Genomic DNA, 19,742 nt, shown 5'->3' with positions numbered 1-19,742 from the left:
CTTATTCACGAAACGAGAACGATATGGATCTGACCCAGCTGGAGATGTTTAACGCCGTCGCCCAGACCGGCAGCATTACCCAGGCCGCGCAGAAAGTGCATCGCGTGCCCTCAAACCTGACCACCCGCATCAAACAGCTGGAGGCCGATCTTGGTGTGGCGCTATTCATCCGCGAGAACCAGCGGCTGCGCCTCTCACCCGCAGGGCATAATTTTTTACGCTACAGCCGACAGATCCTCGCCCTGGTGGATGAGGCGCGGATGGTGGTGGCCGGTGATGAACCCCAGGGACTGTTTACCCTCGGGTCGCTGGAGAGCACCGCGGCGGTGCGCATCCCGGCCTCGCTGGCGCAGTTTAACCAGCGTTACCCGCGCATTCAGTTTGCGCTGGCGACCGGCCCTTCCGGGACAATGATTGACGGGGTACTGGAAGGGACGCTGAGCGCGGCCTTTGTGGACGGGCCATTAAACCACCCGGAACTGGAGGGCATGCCGGTCTACCGGGAGGAGATGATGCTGGTGGTGCCTGCCGGTCATCCAGAGGTTGCGCGGGCCGCCGACATCAGCGGGCACGATATCTATGCCTTTCGCGCCAACTGCTCCTATCGCCGCCATTTCGAGAGCTGGTTTCACGCGGATCGCGCCACGCCAGGGCGCATCCACGAAATGGAGTCCTATCACGGGATGCTGGCCTGCGTCATTGCCGGGGCGGGCATTGCGCTGATGCCCCGTTCAATGCTGGAAAGTATGCCCGGACATCACCAGGTGGCTGCCTGGCCGCTGGCGAAAAACTGGCGCTGGCTCACCACCTGGCTGGTATGGCGCCGGGGCGCGATGACCCGGCAACTGGAAGCGTTTATAGCGCTGCTAAACGAAGGTCAGCCACCAGCAGCTTCTCCATAAACAGGCTCAGGGGATCGGGGGCATAGGGAGGAAACGCCTCGCACAGCTGGTAGCCACAGCGTTCATAGAGCCGGATGGCCGGAAGCTGCTTGATCCCCGTCTCCAGCCGCAGGCTGTGGCAGCTCCGGCTTTGCGCTTCATCTTCCAGCGCCGCCAGCAGCGTTTCACCCAGCCGCTGTCCGCGATGGGTCGGATCGATATAGACCCGCTTTATCTCGCCGCTGCCATCGCCGTTCAGCACGATCGCCCCGCAGCCGACGGCGTTAAGCTGACGATCGCGGATCACCATCATTATCAGGGCGTGGTCGGGCAACCCGGTCAGATCCAGCAGATGGTTGCTCTCTGCCGGATAGAGCGCGCTCTGGTAACGGTCCAGGGCGGCAATCAGGTTAATGATGTCGGGATGGGCGGGGGATTCAGAGGTAATGGAATACATGGCAGGCTCCTTTTGTCGTTTTTCTCCACCATAACGCTGGCCGACAAACGCAACGGCATATTTTTAACTTATAGCTGCGCCTGACCATTGCGCCACCTGCCCCGGCAGCGTTAGTTTGGTGCTTATTGCCGGTTTAAATTTCAGGAAAAACAATGAACACCAAAGCCCGTAAAGTGATGATTATCGGTGCCGGAAATGTCGGTACCTCTGCGGCGTATGCCCTGCTCAATCAAAATATCTGCGAAGAGCTGCTGCTGGTGGATATTAACCACGCCCGCAGTGAAGGCCACGCCTGGGATCTGGCGGATGCTGCCGCTTATATGCCCGGCATGATGAGCATCTCCACCCGCGAGGTGAGCGACTGTGCCGATGTGGATATCGCGGTGATCACCGTCTCCGGCGGCGCCCTGAAGCCAGGACAGACGCGGCTGGATGAATTAACCGCCACGGCCAGCATTGTGAAGAACATTGTCCCGCAGATGATGGCGGGCGGCTTTAACGGCATCTTTCTGATTGCCACCAACCCGTGCGACATCATCACCTGGCAGGTGTGGCAGCTCTCCGGCCTGCCGCGTAATCAGGTAATCGGCACCGGCGTCTGGCTGGATACCACCCGTCTGCGTCGTACCCTCGCGCAGGCGCTGGATATCGGCGCCCAGAGCATTGATGCCTTTATCCTGGGCGAGCATGGCGATACGCAGTTCCCGGTCTGGTCCCATTCGTCGGTATATGGCTCACCCATTGCCGAGGTGTATCAACGCCATACCGGCCAGACGCTGGATTTTGACGAGCTGGCCGAACGCGTGCGCAAACAGGGCTTTGAGATCTACGCCCGCAAGGGCTGCACAGAGTACGGCATCGCCGCCACTATCGCTGAAATCTGCCGCAATATCTTCACCGGCAGCCACCGGGCGCTGGCGATCTCCTGCATTCTGGAGGGTGAGTATGGCGTTGATGGGGTAGCGATTGGCGTGCCCGCGGTGCTGGCCCAGAGCGGCGTCCAGCAGATCATTGAATTAAAACTGGCGGAAGAGGAGCAGCAGAAGTTCCGCCATTCAGTAGAGGTGATTAAGGCCAATATCGCCCGCCTGCCCTGAGCCTTAAGGGGCTAAGGTCAGCGTGGCATCCAGCTGGCTTAAGGTCTGCTGCACATTCTCATCCAGACGTTTATCGGTGACGATATCGGTCAGGGAGTTGAGGTGCGCCACATTAAACAGCGACCAGGCGCCATATTTCGTGCTGTCGGCGAGCAGTACGCGGCGTCGGGCGTTGGCAATCAGATCGCGCTTCAGCGCCGCTTTCTCTTCCGTCGGAGAAGTAATGCCGCGCTCCAGATCCCAGCCGTTACAGCTGACAAAGGCGATATCCGGCCAGATATTTTGCAGCAGGCGGCGGCCATGCTCGCCAATGCAGGACTGGCTGGAATCGTCGATGCGCCCGCCAATGATCGTCACCTCAATCTGCTTAAACTCTGACAGAAACAGGGCGATATGCAGATCGCTGGTGATGACGCGCAGCGGCAGATGGGTCAGCTGGCGCGCGAGTTCAATCATGGTGGTGCCCGCATCGAGCACCACCGCGTCACCGGCTTTAACAAAACTGGCGGCGGCGCAGGCGATGGCGTGTTTCTCCGCCAGGCTGCGCTGCATCTTTTCACTGGTGGTGGGCTGGGAGGGGATAAACCGGTTCAGGGTCACGCCACCATGGGTGCGGCTGATGACCCCCTCCTGATCGAGCTTAATCAGATCCCGGCGAATGGTCGCAGGCGAGGCATCCGTTGCCGCCACCAGCTGATCCACTGTCACCAGATTGTGCCCTTTCAGGTAGTCCATTATCTGTTCTAACCGGCTATATCCCTTCATATTATTCCCGTGTGATTTGCATCGCTAACTGGATAGAAACCGTCATGCTCTCAGACTTCGCTTTACCTGTCCACGCAATGTCAAATGCGGTGCCGTGGTCAGCTGAAGTACGGATAAACGGCAGCCCGGCGGTGATGTTCACCCCGTCATAAAAACCGAGTAATTTTAACGGAATATGGCCCTGATCGTGATACATCGCCACCACTATGTCGTACATGCCTTCGTGGCACTGCATAAACACCGTATCCGGCGGACACGGCCCGAACACATTCAGCCCCTTCGCCTTCATCGCCTCAACGGCCGGGCCGACAATCTTGATCTCTTCGTCACCAAACAGACCGTTCTCCCCGGCGTGCGGGTTAACCCCGGCCACCGCAATACGCGGATTGGTGTAGCCCACCCGCTTAAGGAAGGTATCGGCAATGCCAATCACGGTTTTTACCCGATCCTGGTTGAGGGTATCAAGGAATTTGCGCAACGCGATATGGGTGGTGATGTGGATCACCTTCAGCTGATCGGTATAGAGCACCATCGCGTAATCTTTGCTGTCGGTCAGGTGCGCCAGCAGTTCGGTATGGCCCGGATAGTGGTGGCCCGCCAGATGCAGCGCCTCTTTGTTGAGCGGCGCGGTGGCAATGGCTTTCACTTCCCCCGCCATCGCCAGCTCGGTGGCGCGACGCACGCAGCGGTAGGCCAGATCCCCCGCCTGCGCCTGCACGACGCCTGGCTGTAACGCCTCGGGCTCCGCCAGCGGCTCATCCAGCACGTTAACGATCGCCGGGCCAAACTGCGCCTCGCTGACGCGGGTAATCACACGTAACTCTGCCGGGGCGGTAATGCCTTTCTCCAGCACCCGTTGCAGAGTGCGGGCGCACCCCACCACCACGACGGGCGCACCGGAGAGCTCACCCTCGGTCAGGGATTTGATAATAATTTCCGGGCCGATGCCCGCCGGGTCACCCATCGTTACAGCAATGATATTAGTCACTCATCTTCTCCTCGATAAAATGCAAAACCTCAAGCAGCGTGGTTTCAGTACCAAAACCGCCCGCTTTGGTCATAACCGGCCCCTGCCAGCGACAACCCAAAAAACGACCGAACGGCACGCACTGCGCCACCTGTCCGCGAATGGCAAAACCTTGTGCGTTGAGCGCGCTGGCAACCGCCATCGCCACATCGCCTCCGGAGACATAGAGCGCCGCCGGGCGGCGGGTCTCCAGCGCATTACGCGTCAGCGCACCCAGAAAGGCGCTGATGGTCTCCCCCAGCGCCGCGCGGCTTAATCCGCGCTGCTGGCAGAGCGTCTCTATCTGATGCCGCGCCTGGGTGTCGGCGCAGGTATGCACCACGCAGTGCTGGCCTGCCGCAAGCGCCCGGGCGATCTGCTGCTGGTATCCCGCCATCGTCCCGTTAAACACATCATTGATATCAATTAATACCGTGCTGACATTGTGCTGCCCGCGCACGCGCTGGATCTGCTTTTGCGCAATTTCGCTCATCGAACCGATAACCGCCAGCAGCTGGCGCGGCGTGGCAAGACGGCGCGCCAAGGCATCGCACAGCCCGGCAGAGCCCACCAGCAGCGGCTTTTCATCGCAGGCAAACGCCGTGTTGATAATCTGATCCAGCTCCGCGTCGGTCTGCGCATCCACAATCACCAGACGCGCATCGCTCGTGAGCGCCGTGGCAAGTTCCGCCGGCGTGACCACCCTGCTTTTAAGCCGGGTTTGCTCCGCCAGCACCTTCGCTACCTGCGCGTGGCGCACCGGGGTTTTCGGGTCGCTGGCAAACTCGGTCTCCGTCACCGGCACGCCGTTCACCAGGCAGAGGCCCTCTTCGGTGGTGCGCCCGGCGGCCGGAAATGCCGGGGCGATAATCGCCTGGCCCTTACCGCTAAGCCTCAGCAGCGCTTCCACTTCAGCGCCCGGGTTGCCGCGAAGCGTTGAGTCAATTTTCTTAATCAGCCATTTGGCCGCGTGAACGTCGGTCGCATACCGCGTCAGTTTTTCAGCCGCCTCTGATGCCTTCATCGCCCGGCTATCGCTATTAATAACCAGCGCATCGGTGTCGTCGGTAAAAGGCGTCTGAAACGCCACGCTGACTTTTTTGCCGCTTAGCGCCAGGCTCACCCCCGCATCGTTGGCACCGGTAAAGTCGTCAGCGATCACCACGATCTCTCTGTTCAGGTTGTTCACGTTCATCCCCAAAGGTTCGTCGTTCCTGTTAATGATTATATTCAATCATGATTGATTATATGTGAGCAAGATCAAGTTATTCAGTTTGCGAATAAATTATAAATTTAGAGACACGATGACTGTGATTGCCTGTTTTGAGCGAAATCAATCACAGACACAGCAACAGGAGAGCAATGTGTTAACCATTAACAGTACGATAATCAGCGGTGCGGGTGCGATCCCGGCCCTCGCGCCCCTGCTGGCAGGCAAGTCGCGCCTTTTACTGGTCACCGACGGTAATATCGCCCGTCTGGAGGCCGCCCGCGCTATCCGCGCCCTGCTGGAAGCCGATAACCGCAGCGTCAGCGTGATTGAGCGCGTGCCGCCAGAGCCCACGCATCACGACGTTCACGCTCTGCTGGCTGACATCAACGATACCGCTTTTGATCTGGTGGTGGGCGTAGGCGGCGGCAGCGTACTGGATGTAGCGAAACTGCTCTCCGTGCTGTGCCATCCGGCCTCGCCGGGTCTGGATGCGCTGCTGGCGGGTGAAAAACCCAACACGCGCCTTGCATCGCTGCTGATCCCGGCCAGCGCCGGTACCGGCTCCGAAGCTACGCCGAACGCGATCCTCGCCATACCCGAGCAGAGCACCAAAATCGGCATCATCTCCCCGGTACTGCTGCCCGATTACGTGGCGCTGCTGCCGGAACTGACCACCAGCATGCCGCCGCACATCGCCTCCTCGACCGGGATCGACGCCCTGTGCCACCTGATCGAGTGCTTTACCGCCACCGTCGCGAACCCGGTGAGCGATAACGCAGCGCTGATAGGTCTGCGCAAGCTGGTCAATAACATCGAAACCGCCTGCGCCGAGCCGCACAACCTGGCGGCGAAGCTCGAAATGCTGTGGGCATCCTACTACGGCGGCGTGGCCATCGCCCATGCCGGAACCCATCTGGTGCATGCCCTTTCCTATCCGCTGGGCGGGAAATATCACCTGCCGCATGGGGTGGCGAACGCCATCCTGTTAGCGCCCTGCATGCGCGTGGTGCGCCCGGACGCGGTAGAAAAATTTGCCCAGGTGTGGGATCTGGTGCCTGGCGCCGATACCTCCCTGTCGGTGGAAGCGAAATCCCACGCGCTGGTGGAGTGGTTTGCTGCCCTGGTGCGCCGCCTCAACCTCCCGGACAACCTCGAGACGCTGGGCGTCCCGCGGGATGATATCGCTTCGCTGAGCGATGCCGCCCTGAACGTAAAACGCCTGATGAACAATGCCCCGCGTCAGGTCAGCCATGCCGAGGTGCAGGGTATTTACCAGACCCTGTTCCCCGAACGTTAATATCGAAGGAGTGAACAATGCGTAACAAGATTGAAGGCGTGCTGACGGCGATCGTCACCCCCTTTACCGAGGATGGCGCCCTGCATCTGCCGGGGCTGAAACGCCAGATCCAGCGTCAGCTGGCGGCGGGTAATGGCATTTTCTGTGGCGGCACCAACGGGGAGTTTTTCGTGCTGACCGAAGAGGAAAAAGTGGCCGTCACCCGCGCCTGCGTGGAGGAGGTCGCCGGGCGTGCGCCGGTGGTGGCGCATATCGGGGAGATCTCCACCCGCGCCACTATTCGTCTCGGTAAGCAGATCGAATCCCTGGGGGTGGATGCCGTCTCGGTTATCACCCCGTGGTTTGTACCTTTAACCCAGGCGGAACTGATCGCCCACTACACCGCTATCGCCGATGCCCTGACGGTGCCGGTATTTCTCTACAACATTCCGGCGCGCACCGGCAATACCATTGAGCCGCAGACCGCGCGGGTGCTGGCTTCACACCCGAATATCATCGGCATTAAGGATAGCGCAGGCAGCTACGAGAGCCTGAGCGGATTCCTGAAAGCCGTAGCGGATATCGACGATTTCGACGTGCTCAACGGCCCCGACTCGCTCATCCATCAGGGCTATGTTGAAGGTTGTTCGGCCTGTATTTCCGGGCTGGCGAACGTGGCGCCGGAGGCGATCAACGCCATCTGGACGCGTTTCCATGCGGGCGATGTTGAGGGCTCGCGTCGGGCGCAGGATGGCGTGACCGAACTGCGCACGAATCTGTATAAAGTGGCCTTCTCTCCGGCGGCGGTAAAAAAAGCGCTGCAGGTGATGGGCGAAGAGGTGGGTGAAAGCCGCTACGCGGTGGCTTTCGATGCGCAACAGACTGAACAGATCCGCCAGATAGTGACGAAGTCACTGCAGTAACCGGCGTTTGATTTCGTCCATAAGAATACCGGGCACCAGGTGTGCCCAGGTTTCCTACGCCCTGAAGAGAGGCAAAGATGAACAATTTTACCGCTGAAGATACCCTGATCATCGTAGGCATCGTGATTGTCTACATTCTGTTTACCACCTGGCTGACCTTCCGGTTACGCAGTAAAAACACCGGTGATTTTATGGAAGGCTCCCGGGCGATGCCGGCCTTTATCGTCGGGATCCTGCTGATGTCTGAATATATCGGCGCCAAGTCCACCATCGGGACCGCCCAGGCGGCGTTCGAGGATGGTTTTGCCGCCTCCTGGTCAGTGATTGGCGCAGCCATCGGCTTCCCGCTGTTCGGCCTGCTGCTGGTGAAGCGCATCTATAACACTGGCAAAATCACCATCTCCGGGGCGATTGCCGAGAAGTACGGCACCAGCACCAAAAACATCATCTCCATCATCATGATCTACGCCCTGCTGCTGGTAAACGTCGGCAACTATGTCTCCGGCGCGGCGGCGATCTCCACCGTGTTGAAGGTCAACCTGCCGGTGGCAGCCTTTATTACCGCGGTTGTCAGTACCTTCTACTTCGCCTTTGGCGGCATGAAGGGGGTGGCGTGGGTGACGCTGCTGCACAGCGCCCTGAAATATTTCGGCATCCTGATCATCATGGGCTTCGCGCTCTCTAAAACCGGCGGCTTTACGCCAATGATTGAGCAGATGCCGAGCTACTACTGGACCTGGGACGGCAACATCGGCGCCAGCACCATCTTTGCCTGGCTGATTGGCACCATCGGCTCCATCTTCTGTACCCAGTTTGTTATCCAGGCGATTTCATCCACTAAAGATGTGAAGTCGGCCAAACGCTCCACCTGGGTCGCCTTCTTCTTCTGCCTGCCGATTGCCCTGGCGATTGCGGTGATTGGCGTGGCGGCGAAGTATCTGCACCCGGAGATCGACAGCCTCTACGCCATGCCGATCTTCCTGCAGGATATGAATCCGTGGCTGGCCGGTCTGGTGACAACGTCACTTGTGGCTTCGATTTTCGTCAGCGTAAGTACCGTGGCGCTGGCTATCGCTTCGCTGGTGGTGAAAGATTTCTATGTACCCTACCGCAACCCGACCCCGGAGCAGGAGTTTAAAGCGACCCGCTGGCTGTCGCTGCTGATTGGCTTCCTGCCGCTGATCTTCGTCCTGCTGGTACCGGAAGTGCTGAAGCTGTCGTTCTTCACCCGCGCCATTCGTCTGTCGATTTCGGTGGTGGCGGTGATCGCCTTCTACGCTCCGTTCTTCAAAAGCACCCGCGGTGCCAACGCCGGCCTGATTGGCGCCTGCGTGATGACCTCGCTGTGGTATCTGCTGGGCGACCCGTTTGGTATTAACAATATGTACATCGCGCTGATCACCCCGGCGGTGATTATGGTTCTCGACCGCATCATCCCGAATAAAGCGGATCGCAAAGCGCATGCCCCTGTTCAACATAATGGAGTTTGATATGTCTGTAACCGTAACCCGTGACGGGATTGTTCGCCCGCAGCCAGAGGATGCCCGCGTGGAAACGGCGATGCTGCCCTCTTCCTGCCCGCAGAACCACGCAGCCAATCTGCTGCCGCTGCCGGATGGCACCCTGATGTGCGTCTGGTTCGGCGGCACCCAGGAAGGGATCGCTGATATTTCGGTGTGGGGGTCGCGCCTGGCCCCCGGCAGCAATCAGTGGAGCGCGGCGGTGAAGCTCTCCGACGACGCCAGCCGCTCAGAGCAGAACCCGGTCCTGTTCCTCGCCCCGGACAACGTGCTGTGGCTGCTGTGGACCGCGCAGATCTCCGGCAACCAGGATACCGCCATCGTGCGCTACCGCAAGTCTGAAGATCTGGGCAAAAGCTGGGGGGAGATCGCCACCCTGCTCGATAAGCCCGGCACCTTTATTCGCCAGCCGATCGTGGTGCTGGATAACGGCAACTGGCTGCTGCCGGTCTTTTACTGCCGCACCCGTCCGGGTGAGAAATGGGTGGGTAATGACGACATCAGCGCGGTGAAAATCTCTGAAGATCAGGGGAAAAGCTGGCGCGATGTCGAGGTGCCGGAGAGCCTGGGCTGCGTGCACATGAACATTACGGCGCTGAAAAACGGCAATCTGGTGGCGCTCTACCGCAGCCGCTGGGCGGATAATATCTACATCAGCCAGTCGCTGGACAACGGCGAAAGCTGGTCGGTGCCGGAGCCGACTGAGCTGCCGAACAACAACTCGTCGATTCAGGTCACCACCCTTGCCAGCGGCGAGCTGGCGCTGGTGTTTAACCACATGAGCGCCGCGGGAGCGCTGGAACGCCGCGCCTCGCTGTATGACGAGATCGACGACGGCGACGGGCGTAAAGAGCCGGAAGTGACCGATGGCCGCGCCGCGTTCTGGGGCGCACCGCGCGCGCCGATGACGGTGGCGATCTCCAACGACGGCGGGAAAAGCTGGCCCTGGCAGCGCAATCTCGATGAAGGCGACGGCTACTGCATGACCAACAACTCGCTGGAGAAGCTCAATCGTGAGTTCTCCTATCCCAGCATCAAGCAGAGCTCCGACGGTACGCTGCATATCGCCTACACATATTTCCGTCAGGCGATCAAATATGTACGCGTATCGCCGGAATGGGTGAAGGAGTCGCAACAATGATTATCGGTCACCTTAACGCCCTGCCGCTGGCAGGGCTGCCCTGCGCTCTCAGTGAGATCCTCCGTCGCCCCGAGTGCACCCTGGCGGCACTTGCTGCCCGGGATGACGGACGCTGGCAGCCGGAAGGCTGCCCGTGGTTCTGTCATATCGGCCCGGCGCAAACCCAGCCGCAGACGCAGCGCCATACTGAATATCACCATCAGTGGGCCGATATTCAGGTGGTGCTGGCGGGTGAAGAGATCATTCACGCCGGCACGCAGTCGCTGGCCCAGGCGGGCGACGAAGAGCGCAAGCCGGATCTCTTCATCGCTCCCGGTGCGGTGCATCCGGTGAGTATCACCCTGCGCGCCGGTGATTTTGCGGTGTTTCTGCCCGGGGAACCCCATCAGGCGCTGTGTGCCGTGGATGAACCCATGACCGTGCGTAAGGCGGTGTTTAAAGTGCCGCGCGCGCTGCTGGAGGGGTGATATGCGTTCAGCCATCGTCACGGGAGCCAGCTCCGGCATCGGCGAAACGATCGTAAACCGCCTGCTGGCCGAGGGCTGGCAGGTAACGGGGATCAGTCGTCGCGGTGTGGATAACCCCCATCCGCACTTCACCAGCCTGAGCGTCGATATAAGTGACACTGTCACATTTACTGCCGCGCTCAACGCCCTTCCGGTGCCACAGGCGATTGTTCATGCCGCAGGGATGATGGCTGCCGCCCCGCTCGGTGAGCTGGATCCGGCAGTCAGCGCCCGCCTGTGGGGGCTGCATATTCACGCCGCCGAGATCCTGTTCAACCACTTTGCCCCACGGATGAGCGCCGGTGGGCGGCTGGTGGCTATCGGCAGCCGTACCTCACGCGGCGCCGCGGGCCGGTCGCAGTATGTCGCCACCAAAGCGGCGCTGGTAGGCATGGTGCGCAGCTGGGCGGCAGAGCTGGCGCCGCGGGGGATCACCGCCAACGTGGTCGCGCCGGGGGCAACCCAGACGCCGATGCTGAGCGCGCCAGGTCGGGAAGCATCGCCGCCAAAAGTGCCGCCGATGGGGAGGCTGATCGCCCCGGAAGAGGTAGCGGCAATGGTAAGCTATCTGCTGAGCGCCGAGGCTGCGCCCGTCACCGGGCAGGAGCTGGTGCTGTGCGGGGGGGCGTCGCTGGCGTGATTGGTGCGGCCTGTTTGCCGGGTGGCGGCTACGCCTTACCCGGCCTACGGCGAGTGCGGCATGGAATTTGCCGGGTGGCGACTGCGCCTTACCCGGCCTACGGCGAGTGCGGCATGGAATTTGCCGGGTGGCGGCTGCGCCTTACCCGGCCTGCGGGGTTTTGTAGGCCCGTGCAAGCGCAGCGCCGCCGGGCTTATGATGCTAACGCAGGAACACGGTGCCCTTCAGATAGAGCGCCGCCTGGCCACCAATCAATACCCGGTCGCCCTTCAGCTCGCAGCGCAGATCGCCCCCGCGGGCGGAGACCTGGCGAGCCTGCATCGCGGTTTTCCCCAGCTTCTCGCTCCAGTAAGGGATCAACATGCTGTGGGCGGAGCCAGTAACCGGATCTTCCGCCACCCCTTCGCCCGGGCAGAAGAAGCGGCTGACAAAGTCATACTCATCCCCCGGGGCGGTGACGCAGACCATCTTACCCAGCGGCATCATGCCGTCGATATCCGGGGTTAGGGCCTCAACCTGCTGCTGGTTTTCCAGCACTACCATATAATCGCGCCCTGCCCGCACCTCTTTCGCCTCGCGGATACCCAGGGTGCTGAACAGCCGTTCGGGAGGATTTTCCACCGCCTCACAACCCCATGCCGGGAAGTCCAGCGTCAGCCAGTCGCCGCTGCGCTTAACCCGCAGTTCGCCGACAAAGCGGGTGGAGAAGACGATCTCCGTGTGCGGGTAGTCGAGATACTCAAAAATCACGTGGGCGCTGGCAAGCGTGGCGTGACCGCACAGGTTAATTTCATGCAGCGTGGTAAACCAGCGCAGCTCAAAACCGCTATCGGTGCGCACGAAAAAAGCGGTCTCCGACTGGTTATGCTGCTGTGCCATCTTTAACAGAACCTCATCCGGCAGCCACGCCTCCAGAGGGCAAACGGCTGCAGGATTCCCACCAAATGCGCGGTCGCTAAACGCATCGACCAGATAGAATTGTATTTCTTTCATTGGGTTAACCCTTGTTATTAGCGTAAAAACAGATGACCTTTCATGTAGAGCGATGCCTTCCCGCTCATCAGCACCCGGTCGCCCTTCAGTTCACAACGCACATCGCCGCCCCTGGCAGAGACCTGGCGGGCAAACAGCGAGGTTTTGTTCAGCTTTTCACTCCAGTAGGGGATCAGCATGGTATGCGCCGAGCCGGTGACCGGATCTTCCCACAATGCCACGCCCGGCGAGAAAAAGCGGCTGACAAAATCGTATTCGCCCTCGCCCCGGGCGGTAATCGACACTTTGTGCTCGCCGGGAGTCATGGCCTGAATATCAGGCGTAACCGCCTCAACCTGCTGACGGTTTTCCAGCACCAGCACCCAGGCACGTCCCTTACGGGCCTCGACGTAGCGGTCAATCCCCAGCGCATGGAGCATCTCTGGCGGTGGAGTCTGGGCCTCCGTCGGACAGGCCGGAAAATCGAGGGTTAACCAGTCACCGTCGCGGCTGACGGTGAGCCTGCCGGAGGCGGTATCAAAATGGACCCGGGCATCGGGATAGTCCATCTCGTTGAACAACACCCAGGCGGTGGCAAGCGTCGCGTGACCGCAGAGGTTAACCTCGCCGTGGGTGGTAAACCAGCGCAGTTCGATGCCACCTTTATGGCGCACGAAAAAGGCGGTCTCCGACTGGTTATGCTCCTGCGTCATCTTCAGCAGCGTCTCGTCCGGTAACCACTCCGCAAGCGGGCACACTGCCGCCGGATTACCGCCAAATGCGCTATCGCTAAACGCATCAACGAGATAAAACTCAATTTCCTGCATCGCTCTACCTACTGTTAACTTAATGTTGCATCCTATATTCATGGAAATTAACCGATTCCACCAGCGATTACTTTGCCACCATAGTGAGATCTGCATCACAAAATGATTGTATTTCTACCAATGTTGGTTTTAAGATCAAGACACCTCATATACGTAACCAATCCCTGACATTCCTATGACAACCAACACAGTTTCCCGCCGGGTCGCATGGCTACGGGTGGTGACCCTGGCCGTCGCCGCGTTTATCTTTAACACCACGGAGTTCGTCCCGGTCGGGTTGCTCTCGGACATCGCCAGCAGCTTCGGCATGGAGACGGCGCAGGTGGGGATCATGCTCACCATCTACGCCTGGGTGGTGGCGCTGATGTCGCTCCCCTTTATGCTGCTCACCAGCCAGATTGAGCGCCGTGCGTTGCTGATCGGCCTGTTTGTGCTGTTTATCGCCAGCCATGTGCTGTCGTTCCTGGCGTGGAACTTCACGGTGCTGGTGATTAGCCGGATCGGGATTGCCTTTGCCCACGCCATTTTCTGGTCGATTACCGCCTCGCTGGCCATCCGCCTGGCCCCGGCCGGGAAGCGCGCCCAGGCGCTGAGCCTGCTGGCGACCGGCACCGCGCTGGCAATGGTGCTCGGGCTCCCGCTGGGCCGCATCGTCGGGCAATATTTTGGCTGGCGTACCACCTTTTTCATTATCGGCCTCGGGGCGCTGTTCACTCTGCTGTGTCTGATCAAACTGTTGCCGAAACTGCCGAGCGAGCACTCCGGCTCCCTGAAAAGCCTGCCGCTGCTGGTGCGTCGCCCTGCGCTGATGAGCCTCTATCTGCTGACGGTCGTGGTGGTGACGGCCCACTACACCGCCTACAGCTATATCGAGCCGTTTGTGCAGTCGGTTGCCGGATTCAGCGCCCGCTTTACCACGGTACTGCTGTTGCTGTTGGGTGGCGCGGGCATTATTGGCAGTCTGCTGTTCGGTAAGCTCGGCAACCGTCACGCCTCTACGCTTGTCAGCAGCGCCATTGGCCTGCTGCTGGCGTGTCTGCTGCTTCTGCTTCCCGCCTCCGGGAGTGAAATGCATCTGGCGCTGCTGAGCCTGGTCTGGGGCGTGGCGATCATGATTATTGGTCTTGGGATGCAGGTTAAAGTGCTGGCGCTGGCACCCGATGCCACCGATGTAGCGATGGCGCTCTTTTCCGGCATTTTCAATCTGGGGATTGGCGCAGGTGCGCTGGTGGGGAATCAGATAAGCCTGCATCTGTCGATGGCATCAATTGGCTATCTGGGGGCGATACCGGCGCTGGCGGCGTTAATCTGGTCGGTACTGATTTTCCGCAAATGGCCCGTCACGCTGGAAGAGCAGCCCCATCACGGCTAGCGAGGCGACCGGGTGGCGGAATGCCACCCGGTTCAATGATTAGGGGTAGGTCTGGATAATTTCCAGCACGCCGTTAATGATAAACTGCACGCCCATGCAGACCAGCAGGAAGCCCATCAGACGGGAGATCGCTTCGATACCGTCTTTACCCACCCAGCGCATAATGGCGCCTGAACTGCGCAGACAGCCCCACAGGATCACGCCGATAAGGGCGAAGATCAGCGGCGGCGCAAGCATAATTACCCACTCCGGGAAGGCGCTGCCACTGCGCACCGTTGAGGCGGAGCTGATGATCATCGCAATGGTCCCCGGCCCTGCGGTGCTTGGCATCGCCAGCGGTACAAAGGCGATATTCGGCACCTCTTTACCCGACCTCTCCTCAAGCGCGTCCTGCGCGTCGGTGGTATCCGTCGCTTTTTGCGCCGGGAACAGCATTCGAAATCCGATAAAAGCAACGATCAGCCCACCCGCGATACGCAGGCCGGGAATAGAGATCCCGAAGGTGTTCATCACCAGTTGCCCGGCGTAGTACGCCACCATCATGATCGCGAAGACATACACGGACGCCATGAGCGACTGGTGATTACGTTGCTCACGGTTCATATCCCCCGCCAGACCCAGGAACAGCGCAACGGTAGTTAACGGGTTAGCCAGAGGCAGCAGTACCACCAGCCCAAGCCCAATTGCTTTAATTAAATCAACCATTTTACTGAGTTGTCCTTATCCAAATATAACCGGGCAAGTATAAGGTTAAACCGCCTGTTTCAGCCACGCACACATCGTAAGTAATATTTTCGTTACGAAATCAATTTATTCTGGTGATAGATAGAAGGGCAAAACGGGCAAAAACGTGAGCTGAATCACTTTAGCAAATCGTGTCATAAGCAAATGCATTCAGTTGACTTATAGTTGCCTGAGCAATAATATCTGCCGTGATTAAACTACTTGCCAGGGCAACCATTGTGAAAAGCACCAGTGACCTCTTCAACGAAATCATTCCGCTGGGTCGCCTTATCTATATGGTTAACCAGAAGAAAGATCGCCTGCTCAATGACTATCTGTCGCCGCTGGATATCACCGCAACGCAGTTTAAAGTGCTCTGCTCTGTGCGCTGCGAAGTGTGTATTACCCCGGTTGAGCTGAAGAAAATCTTATCTGTGGACCTCGGCGCGCTGACCCGAATGATCGATCGGCTGGTCTGCAAAGGGTGGATTGAACGCCGCCCGAATCCGAATGACAAACGTGGCGTGCTGTTGCAACTGACCAGCAACGGCGCGGACATGTGTGAACAATGTCATCAATTAGTAGGACAAGAGCTGCACCAGGAACTAACAAAAAACTTAACGGCGGACGAAGTGGCAACTCTTGAGCATTTGCTTAAGAAAATCCTGCCGTAAACAGAAAGAGGTATGACGATGTCCAGACGCAATACTGACGCCATCACTATTCATAGCATTTTGGACTGGATCGAAGATAACCTGGAGTCACCGCTCTCGCTTGAAAAAGTGTCTGAGCGCTCAGGTTACTCAAAATGGCACCTGCAACGGATGTTTAAAAAAGAGACCGGCCACTCATTAGGCCAGTACATCCGCAGCCGCAAATTAACGGAAATCGCACAGAAGCTGAAGGAAAGTAACGAGCCGATCCTCTATCTGGCTGAGCGTTACGGGTTTGAATCGCAACAGACCCTGACCCGCACGTTCAAGAACTACTTCGATGTGCCGCCGCATAAATACCGTATTACCAATATGCATGGGGAATCCCGGTATCTGCTTCCGATCAATCACTGTAACTGCTAATCGCCTGTATTAAGAGCCTGGTGGGTTAGGCTCTAAGACGTATCGAGGAAATCATGAAACTATTCGCTTCCGCCGCCTTTACCGCTTTGGTGCTGGTCTCAGGCCAGAGTTTTGCGGAGCAAACGCCATCCGTGCCGCAGCCACACAGCCGTGACACGATGATTCTGCCGACCGCTAACGGTCAGTCGCCCCACGATTTTAACCATATGGGCGCAGGCAGCGACAAATCAGACGAATTAGGGGTGCCGTACTACAATCAGCACAATTAATTCGTTTTGCCCCGCCCCGCGCGGGGCTTTTTTTAGCTTCTCACCCGCGCCGTCCGGCGCACACGAAAACCAAAGACATTAATATAGAGCCCTGCCATGACCAGAACCGCCCCTGCAAGCTGCAATGCGCCGAGCTTTTCATCCAACAGCAGCGCCGCGCTGGCGATCCCCACCACCGGCACTAACAGCGACAGCGGCGCCACCCGCCAGGTTTCGTAGCGTCCGAGCAGCGAGCCCCAGATGCCATAGCCGATAATGGTGGCGACAAAGGCCAGGTAGAAAAGCGACAAAATGGTGGTGACATCGAGAGTGACCAGGCTGTTAAGCATGACCGTCGGGCCATCCATCAGCCAGGAGGCCAGCATAAAGGGGACAATCGGGATGAGCGCGCTCCACACCACCAGCGACATCACCGCCGGACGCGTCTCCAGCTGCATGATCTTTTTATTGAAAATGTTGCCGCAGGCCCAGCTGAACGCTGCCGCCAGGGTCAGTAAAAAGCCCAGCAGCGCGACGTGCTGCCCGTTGAGGCTGGCTTCGGCAAGCACCAGCACCCCGACCACCGCCAGGACAATACCTGCCAGCTGCTTGCCCTGCAGCCGCTCGCCAAACGCCAGCGCCCCCAGGATAATGGTGAAGAACGCCTGAGCCTGTAACACCAGGGAAGCCAGCCCGGCGGGCATGCCGAAGTTGATGGCGCAAAACAGAAAGGCAAACTGACCAAAGCTGATGGTCAGACCGTAGCCCAGCAACAGACGAAACGGGATTTTCGGGCGCGCGATAAAAAAGAGCGCCGGGAAGGCTACCAGCAGAAAGCGTAAACCGGCCAGCATCAGCGGGGGCATATTGTGCAGCCCGACTTTGATCACTACAAAATTCAGTCCCCAGACCACCACGACCAGCAACGCCAGCAGCCCATCTTTGCGCGTCATACCCTGCCCCTGTTTATTAAATTTTTGTAAACACTTATCAAAGTAACGAAAAAAACGGGCGAGGAACAGATCATTAATTCTGACAGGCAGGCAAAGCACTTAGGGATAAATTGGGTGCTATACAAGATGCTTATGGCGTGGTAATCCTGATAGATATTACAAAAATTTACATGCATTTGTCGGGCAGGAAAATGAAACAGTCTCTCAGGCGTTCAACCGCAGCGCTGCTGGCCTCATCGCTATTACTCACCATTGGCCGCGGCGGTACGCTGCCGTTTATGACCATCTATTTAACCCGCGTCTTCAACATGAGCGTGGAAAATATTGGTTATGCCCTGACGGTGGCCCTGACGATTGGCGTGGTCTTCAGCTTAGGGTTTGGCATTCTGGCCGACAAATTCGATAAAAACCGCTATATGCTGATCGCCATTACAGCAGTGGCGTTGGGCTTCCTGGCGATCCCGCTGGTAGATAATGCAGTCATGGTGGTGCTGGCATTCTCGCTGATCAACTGCGCCTATTCGGTCTTTTCCACGGTGCTGAAAGCCTGGTTTTCCGATGTGCTGAGCCCGGCAGAAAAGGCGCGCGTTTTCTCGCTAAACTACAGTTTTCTGAACATTGGCTGGACCATTGGACCGCCGCTGAGCACGCTGCTGGTGATGTACAGCCTGCAACTGCCGTTCTGGGTTGCCGCCTTCTGCGCTGCGCTGCCGCTGGTTTTAGTTCAGCGCTATGTGCAAAAAAGCGTGGCGGCCGACGGTGAAAACGCCCCGGTGCCGTGGCAGCCGTCAGTGCTGCTTCGTGACCGGGCACTGTTCTGGTATACCCTCTCCGGGCTGCTGGCCTCCTATGTGGGCGGCTCATTCGCCAGCTGTATCTCTCAGTACGTGCTGGCGGCCGATTACGACAGCGATTTTGCCCAAAAGGTGGTGGCCGTGGTGCTGCCGGTGAATGCCGCGCTGGTGGTCTCCCTGCAATACATCATTGGTCGCAAACTGTCGGCACGTAATATTCGCCCGCTGATGACCCTGGGTACCCTATTTTTCGTCCTGGGTCTGGCTGGGTTTATGCTCTCCGGCGAGAATCTGGTCTACTGGGGGATTGCCGCGGCGGTGTTTACCATCGGCGAAATTATATATGCGCCAGGTGAATATATGTTGATCGATAATATCGCCCCGCCGGGCATGAAAGCGAGCTACTTCTCCGCCCAGGCCCTTGGCTGGCTGGGTGCGGCGTTTAACCCGATGATCACCGGCCTAATTTTGACCCATCTCCCGCACTGGTCGCTGTTTGTGATAATGATGATCGCCATCGTGCTGGCGTGGATGATGATTTTACGCGGGATGCGGGTGAAGGCGTGGGTTGAATTACCTCGTGTAGCTTGAGAGCAGCGCCCGGCGACGCGGCGCTTGCCGGGCCAGTCTGAATAACACTGGAGCTTAATGTTCACATTTTACGCGAATACACGATGGTTCCAGCTATCTTCGTAGAGAATATTTCCATCGATGTACTTCCACAGAATCTTTTCATACCGTAATTCAATATCTTCAAGGTGCGTGCTTGTCATACCACTGGGATGCAAATTCGGCGTAATGGCACAAATTTTGACGTTTTCCATGACAATATTGAAATACTCTACCTCAATACCAGCGTCGTTGGTTTGATACATCTTAAGCGTTGCTGTTTTTAATGTACGGCCTTTGCAAAGTGCCCGAAACAGCAATGGCGTCGTTCTATCAAACTCTTTCTGGACTTTTACAGGAGTATGAAGTCTGGTCCCACTTAGTTTACCCGTATTTGGATCCGAGGGTAACCAAACATGATGACTAACAGACCGCAGTTCAATAGAACCAAGTCGGGCAGGCATAAGACAAGGACCAACTATGGGTGAACCGTTGTCATCCGTAAGCCATAAATGTGCGGGGTTAGACATATTTTATATCCTCTCTATCACTTTTTAAATTTAAACCAGAGAAAAACGTGAAAACCAATAAGAAATAAAATGAATAATCCTGTTAACTCGATGGCAACATCAGGAAAGTGAGAGACAGCGAACATAGCAAATAAAACAATTGATAAACAACATCCCCATCCCCATAGAAACAGGATAAACTCTTCTTTCAACCATTTTTTTAAGAACCGCATA

General features: G+C 58.0%; 23 protein-coding genes. 13 read left to right on the top strand and 10 right to left on the bottom strand.

All coding sequences use genetic code 11. The annotated features are described in order from the left end of the window. The first annotated feature begins 23 nt into the window (after window positions 1–23). Window positions 24–902: a putrescine utilization regulator PtrR gene (gene ptrR, locus GNG29_RS10720; RefSeq protein ID WP_156654462.1), complete on the top strand. Its 879-nt coding sequence runs from the start codon at window positions 24–26 to the stop codon at window positions 900–902. On the opposite strand, the gene GNG29_RS10715 is transcribed toward ptrR, so the two are convergent. Next, complete coding sequence (locus tag GNG29_RS10715; protein ID WP_156654461.1) at window positions 856–1,338, bottom strand: GNAT family N-acetyltransferase; 483 nt, start codon at window positions 1,336–1,338, stop codon at window positions 856–858. The two genes, ptrR and GNG29_RS10715, sit on opposite strands and share 47 nt — an antisense overlap. A 152-nt stretch (window positions 1,339–1,490) precedes the next feature. Between GNG29_RS10715 and GNG29_RS10710 the strand changes: the two genes are divergently transcribed. Then, window positions 1,491–2,435, top strand: coding sequence for an L-lactate dehydrogenase (locus GNG29_RS10710; protein ID WP_103179570.1), 945 nt, complete (start codon window positions 1,491–1,493; stop codon window positions 2,433–2,435). Window positions 2,436–2,438: 3 nt separating this feature from the next. Here the strand turns inward: GNG29_RS10710 and GNG29_RS10705 are convergent, their stop codons facing one another. Genes GNG29_RS10705 through dtnK form a run of 3 tightly spaced genes read right to left on the bottom strand, consistent with a single transcriptional unit; the run spans window position 2,439 to window position 5,401 of the window. Next, on the bottom strand, window positions 2,439–3,200 hold the full coding sequence (locus GNG29_RS10705; RefSeq protein ID WP_103179569.1) for a DeoR/GlpR family DNA-binding transcription regulator: 762 nt from the start codon (window positions 3,198–3,200) through the stop codon (window positions 2,439–2,441). Window position 3,201: 1 nt separating this feature from the next. Beyond that, complete coding sequence (locus tag GNG29_RS10700) at window positions 3,202–4,188, bottom strand: D-threonate 4-phosphate dehydrogenase (protein ID WP_103179568.1); 987 nt, start codon at window positions 4,186–4,188, stop codon at window positions 3,202–3,204. Then, entirely contained in the window at window positions 4,181–5,401 is a 1,221-nt protein-coding gene (gene dtnK, locus GNG29_RS10695; protein ID WP_103179567.1) for a D-threonate kinase, read from the bottom strand. Before dtnK ends, GNG29_RS10700 begins: the two co-directional genes overlap by 8 nt. Window positions 5,402–5,570: 169 nt before the next feature. Between dtnK and GNG29_RS10690 the strand changes: the two genes are divergently transcribed. The 6 genes from GNG29_RS10690 (at window position 5,571) to GNG29_RS10665 (ending at window position 11,425) form a co-directional block, all read left to right on the top strand. Further along, window positions 5,571–6,716, top strand: a complete 1,146-nt coding sequence (locus GNG29_RS10690; RefSeq protein WP_103179566.1) for an iron-containing alcohol dehydrogenase — start codon at window positions 5,571–5,573, stop codon at window positions 6,714–6,716. A 17-nt stretch (window positions 6,717–6,733) separates the two neighbouring features. Next, entirely contained in the window at window positions 6,734–7,618 is an 885-nt protein-coding gene (locus tag GNG29_RS10685; RefSeq protein ID WP_156654460.1) for a dihydrodipicolinate synthase family protein, read from the top strand. 77 nt (window positions 7,619–7,695) lie between these two features. Beyond that, window positions 7,696–9,108, top strand: coding sequence for a sodium:solute symporter family protein (locus tag GNG29_RS10680; RefSeq protein WP_103179564.1), 1,413 nt, complete (start codon window positions 7,696–7,698; stop codon window positions 9,106–9,108). Window position 9,109: 1 nt separating this feature from the next. Beyond that, window positions 9,110–10,279: an exo-alpha-sialidase gene (locus tag GNG29_RS10675; protein ID WP_103179563.1), complete on the top strand. Its 1,170-nt coding sequence runs from the start codon at window positions 9,110–9,112 to the stop codon at window positions 10,277–10,279. Further along, on the top strand, window positions 10,276–10,746 hold the full coding sequence (locus tag GNG29_RS10670; RefSeq protein ID WP_156654459.1) for a YhcH/YjgK/YiaL family protein: 471 nt from the start codon (window positions 10,276–10,278) through the stop codon (window positions 10,744–10,746). The genes GNG29_RS10675 and GNG29_RS10670 overlap by 4 nt, the downstream gene beginning before the upstream one ends. 1 nt (window position 10,747) lies before the next feature. Continuing rightward, a complete protein-coding gene (locus GNG29_RS10665; RefSeq protein WP_103179561.1) occupies window positions 10,748–11,425 on the top strand; it encodes an SDR family NAD(P)-dependent oxidoreductase in 678 nt (225 codons plus the stop codon). A 201-nt stretch (window positions 11,426–11,626) separates the two neighbouring features. On the opposite strand, the gene GNG29_RS10660 is transcribed toward GNG29_RS10665, so the two are convergent. Continuing rightward, a complete protein-coding gene (locus tag GNG29_RS10660) occupies window positions 11,627–12,418 on the bottom strand; it encodes a PhzF family phenazine biosynthesis protein (RefSeq protein ID WP_156654458.1) in 792 nt (263 codons plus the stop codon). A 17-nt stretch (window positions 12,419–12,435) separates the two neighbouring features. After that, on the bottom strand, window positions 12,436–13,224 hold the full coding sequence (locus GNG29_RS10655; protein ID WP_156654457.1) for a PhzF family phenazine biosynthesis protein: 789 nt from the start codon (window positions 13,222–13,224) through the stop codon (window positions 12,436–12,438). 175 nt (window positions 13,225–13,399) lie between these two features. On the opposite strand from GNG29_RS10655, the gene GNG29_RS10650 reads away from it, so the two are divergent. Continuing rightward, on the top strand, window positions 13,400–14,596 hold the full coding sequence (locus GNG29_RS10650) for a sugar transporter (protein ID WP_156654456.1): 1,197 nt from the start codon (window positions 13,400–13,402) through the stop codon (window positions 14,594–14,596). A gap of 39 nt (window positions 14,597–14,635) precedes the next feature. Here the strand turns inward: GNG29_RS10650 and GNG29_RS10645 are convergent, their stop codons facing one another. Then, window positions 14,636–15,301, bottom strand: a complete 666-nt coding sequence (locus GNG29_RS10645; protein ID WP_103179557.1) for a MarC family NAAT transporter — start codon at window positions 15,299–15,301, stop codon at window positions 14,636–14,638. A gap of 257 nt (window positions 15,302–15,558) precedes the next feature. Here GNG29_RS10645 and marR point away from each other — a divergent pair, with 257 nt between their 5' ends. From marR to marB, 3 genes are read left to right on the top strand one after another with little or no spacing between them, the layout of a single operon-like run. Beyond that, the gene (gene marR, locus GNG29_RS10640; protein WP_103179556.1) at window positions 15,559–15,993 is read left to right on the top strand and encodes a multiple antibiotic resistance transcriptional regulator MarR; all 435 of its coding nucleotides are present in this window, start codon (window positions 15,559–15,561) and stop codon (window positions 15,991–15,993) included. A gap of 18 nt (window positions 15,994–16,011) precedes the next feature. Then, complete coding sequence (gene marA, locus GNG29_RS10635; protein WP_139156372.1) at window positions 16,012–16,395, top strand: MDR efflux pump AcrAB transcriptional activator MarA; 384 nt, start codon at window positions 16,012–16,014, stop codon at window positions 16,393–16,395. A 53-nt stretch (window positions 16,396–16,448) separates the two neighbouring features. Continuing rightward, window positions 16,449–16,664 carry a multiple antibiotic resistance protein MarB gene (marB, locus tag GNG29_RS10630; protein ID WP_103179554.1) on the top strand — a complete coding sequence of 72 codons (216 nt, stop codon included), beginning with the start codon at window positions 16,449–16,451 and terminating at the stop codon, window positions 16,662–16,664. Window positions 16,665–16,696: 32 nt separating this feature from the next. Here the strand turns inward: marB and eamA are convergent, their stop codons facing one another. Further along, complete coding sequence (gene eamA / locus GNG29_RS10625) at window positions 16,697–17,596, bottom strand: O-acetylserine/cysteine exporter (RefSeq protein WP_156654455.1); 900 nt, start codon at window positions 17,594–17,596, stop codon at window positions 16,697–16,699. A gap of 191 nt (window positions 17,597–17,787) precedes the next feature. On the opposite strand from eamA, the gene ydeE reads away from it, so the two are divergent. Further along, the gene (gene ydeE / locus GNG29_RS10620; RefSeq protein WP_156654454.1) at window positions 17,788–18,981 is read left to right on the top strand and encodes an efflux MFS transporter YdeE; all 1,194 of its coding nucleotides are present in this window, start codon (window positions 17,788–17,790) and stop codon (window positions 18,979–18,981) included. Window positions 18,982–19,049: 68 nt separating this feature from the next. On the opposite strand, the gene GNG29_RS10615 is transcribed toward ydeE, so the two are convergent. Both GNG29_RS10615 and GNG29_RS23320 read right to left on the bottom strand, forming a co-directional pair. Further along, window positions 19,050–19,529 (bottom strand): type VI secretion system tube protein TssD, encoded by a 480-nt coding sequence (locus tag GNG29_RS10615; protein ID WP_156654453.1) that lies wholly within the window; start codon window positions 19,527–19,529, stop codon window positions 19,050–19,052. Between the two features lie 17 nt (window positions 19,530–19,546). Further along, on the bottom strand, window positions 19,547–19,741 hold the full coding sequence (locus GNG29_RS23320; protein WP_231736625.1) for a hypothetical protein: 195 nt from the start codon (window positions 19,739–19,741) through the stop codon (window positions 19,547–19,549). Window position 19,742: the final 1 nt, after the last annotated feature.

Source organism: Leclercia sp. Colony189 (assembly GCF_009740165.1).
GTDB lineage: Bacteria > Pseudomonadota > Gammaproteobacteria > Enterobacterales > Enterobacteriaceae > Enterobacter.
The sequence above is the reverse complement of the archived record's forward strand: the minus strand, read 5'-3'. Positions and strand labels throughout refer to the sequence as shown.

Excerpts from the sequence above, each read along its gene's own strand:
- ptrR (WP_156654462.1), top strand. The coding sequence starts at position 24 with ATGGATCTGACCCAGCTGGAGATGTTTAACGCCGTCGCCCAGACCGGC.
- GNG29_RS10715 (WP_156654461.1), bottom strand. The coding sequence starts at position 1,338 with ATGTATTCCATTACCTCTGAATCCCCCGCCCATCCCGACATCATTAAC.
- GNG29_RS10710 (WP_103179570.1), top strand. The coding sequence starts at position 1,491 with ATGAACACCAAAGCCCGTAAAGTGATGATTATCGGTGCCGGAAATGTC.
- GNG29_RS10705 (WP_103179569.1), bottom strand. The coding sequence starts at position 3,200 with ATGAAGGGATATAGCCGGTTAGAACAGATAATGGACTACCTGAAAGGG.
- dtnK (WP_103179567.1), bottom strand. The coding sequence starts at position 5,401 with ATGAACGTGAACAACCTGAACAGAGAGATCGTGGTGATCGCTGACGAC.
- GNG29_RS10685 (WP_156654460.1), top strand. The coding sequence starts at position 6,734 with ATGCGTAACAAGATTGAAGGCGTGCTGACGGCGATCGTCACCCCCTTT.
- GNG29_RS10680 (WP_103179564.1), top strand. The coding sequence starts at position 7,696 with ATGAACAATTTTACCGCTGAAGATACCCTGATCATCGTAGGCATCGTG.
- GNG29_RS10675 (WP_103179563.1), top strand. The coding sequence starts at position 9,110 with ATGTCTGTAACCGTAACCCGTGACGGGATTGTTCGCCCGCAGCCAGAG.
- GNG29_RS10670 (WP_156654459.1), top strand. The coding sequence starts at position 10,276 with ATGATTATCGGTCACCTTAACGCCCTGCCGCTGGCAGGGCTGCCCTGC.
- GNG29_RS10665 (WP_103179561.1), top strand. The coding sequence starts at position 10,748 with ATGCGTTCAGCCATCGTCACGGGAGCCAGCTCCGGCATCGGCGAAACG.
- GNG29_RS10660 (WP_156654458.1), bottom strand. The coding sequence starts at position 12,418 with ATGAAAGAAATACAATTCTATCTGGTCGATGCGTTTAGCGACCGCGCA.
- GNG29_RS10655 (WP_156654457.1), bottom strand. The coding sequence starts at position 13,224 with ATGCAGGAAATTGAGTTTTATCTCGTTGATGCGTTTAGCGATAGCGCA.
- GNG29_RS10650 (WP_156654456.1), top strand. The coding sequence starts at position 13,400 with ATGACAACCAACACAGTTTCCCGCCGGGTCGCATGGCTACGGGTGGTG.
- GNG29_RS10645 (WP_103179557.1), bottom strand. The coding sequence starts at position 15,301 with ATGGTTGATTTAATTAAAGCAATTGGGCTTGGGCTGGTGGTACTGCTG.
- marA (WP_139156372.1), top strand. The coding sequence starts at position 16,012 with ATGTCCAGACGCAATACTGACGCCATCACTATTCATAGCATTTTGGAC.
- marB (WP_103179554.1), top strand. The coding sequence starts at position 16,449 with ATGAAACTATTCGCTTCCGCCGCCTTTACCGCTTTGGTGCTGGTCTCA.
- eamA (WP_156654455.1), bottom strand. The coding sequence starts at position 17,596 with ATGACGCGCAAAGATGGGCTGCTGGCGTTGCTGGTCGTGGTGGTCTGG.
- ydeE (WP_156654454.1), top strand. The coding sequence starts at position 17,788 with ATGAAACAGTCTCTCAGGCGTTCAACCGCAGCGCTGCTGGCCTCATCG.
- GNG29_RS10615 (WP_156654453.1), bottom strand. The coding sequence starts at position 19,529 with ATGTCTAACCCCGCACATTTATGGCTTACGGATGACAACGGTTCACCC.
- GNG29_RS23320 (WP_231736625.1), bottom strand. The coding sequence starts at position 19,741 with ATGCGGTTCTTAAAAAAATGGTTGAAAGAAGAGTTTATCCTGTTTCTA.